The organism is Microbacterium sp., from assembly GCF_041909575.1.
Taxonomy (GTDB): domain Bacteria; phylum Actinomycetota; class Actinomycetes; order Actinomycetales; family Microbacteriaceae; genus Microbacterium.
In genome coordinates, this window is the sequence record NZ_JAYRDE010000201.1 from 1 (window position 1) to 1,726 (window position 1,726).

The 1,726-nt window shown below is 67.6% G+C and carries 1 protein-coding gene; it reads left to right on the forward strand.

The features are described 5' to 3' along the window. A partial coding sequence (rpoB, locus tag ACE3O1_RS15595) for a DNA-directed RNA polymerase subunit beta (RefSeq protein ID WP_374316615.1) occupies positions 1 to 1,726 on the forward strand: 1,726 nt, incomplete at both ends.

Genomic DNA, 1,726 nt, shown 5'->3' on the forward strand with positions numbered 1-1,726 from the left:
TCATCGCCGCCGACATCATCAACGAGCAGACCGGCGAGGTTCGGCACGAGGCGGGCGACGAGATCACCGAGGCGATGCTGAACGATGTCGACGAGCTCGGCATCGACGAGATCGCGACGCTGGCGATCGACAACGTCACCGTCGGTCCCTACATGCGCAACACGCTGATGATCGACAAGAACGCGACCCGCGAGGACGCGCTCATCGACATCTACCGCGTGATGCGCCCGGGCGAGCCGCCGACGCTGGAGACGGCGGAGGCCCTCTTCAACGGCCTCTTCTTCGACATCGAGCGCTACGACCTGTCGCCGGTCGGCCGCGTCAAGATGAACTCGCGCCTGCGCCAGGAGACCGACGACCAGGTGCGGGTGCTGCGCAAGGAGGACATCCTCTCGATCCTGCGCGTGCTCTGCCGCCTCAAGGACGGCGACGGGGTCATCGACGACATCGACCATCTCGGCAACCGCCGCGTCCGCTCGGTCGGCGAGCTGATGGAGAACCAGTACCGCATCGGCCTGCTGCGGATGGAGCGGGCGATCCGCGAGCGCATGAGCTCGGTCGAGATCGACACCGTGATGCCGCACGACCTCATCAACGCCAAGCCGGCGGCGGCCGCGGTGCGGGAGTTCTTCGGCTCCTCGCAGCTCTCGCAGTTCATGGACCAGACCAACCCGCTGTCGGAGATCACCCACAAGCGCCGCCTGTCGGCGCTCGGACCGGGTGGCCTGACGCGCGAGCGCGCCGGCTTCGAGGTCCGCGACGTCCACCCGACGCACTATGGCCGCATCTGCCCCATCGAGACGCCGGAAGGCCCGAACATCGGCCTCATCAACTCGCTCGCCACCTTCGCGCGGGTGAACCAGTACGGCTTCATCGAGACGCCGTACCGCAAGGTCGTCGACGGCCGGGTCACCGCCGAGGTCCTCTACCTCTCGGCGATGGACGAGGGCGACTACACGGTCGCCCAGGCGAACTCGCCGATCGACGAGACGGGCAAGTTCACCCAGGACCTGATCTCGTGCCGCAAGGGCGGCGAGTTCGTGATGTCGCGCGCCGAGGACATCCAGCTCGCCGACGTCTCGCCCAAGCAGCTCGTGTCGGTGGCGGCCGCGCTCATCCCGTTCCTCGAGAACGACGACGCGAACCGCGCGCTCATGGGCTCGAACATGCAGCGCCAGGCGGTGCCGCTGATCCGCGCCGACGCGCCGATCGTCGGCACCGGCATGGAGGCCCGCGTCGCCCGCGACAGCGGCGTCGCCATCGCCGCCCGGCGCTCGGGCCTGGTCGACCAGGTCGACGCGACCCGCATCGTCATCCGGGCGTCCGACGTCGAGTCGAGCTCGACCCCCGGCGTCGACATCTACAATCTCCTCAAGTTCCAGCGCTCGAACCAGAACACCTGCATCACCCAGCGGCCGCTGGTGAAGGTGGGCGATCAGGTGAAGGCGGGCGACATCATCGCCGACGGCCCGTCGACCCAGCTCGGCGAGCTGGCGCTGGGGCGCAACGTGCTCGTCGCGTTCATGCCGTGGAACGGCTACAACTTCGAGGACTCGATCCTCATCTCCGAACGGATCGTCTCGGACGACGTCTTCACCTCGATCCACATCGAGGAGTTCGAGGTGATGGCCCGCGACACCAAGCTGGGCCAGGAGGAGATCACCCGCGACATCCCGAACGTCGGCGAAGAGGCGCTGAAGAACCTCGACGAGGCGGGCATCGTCTA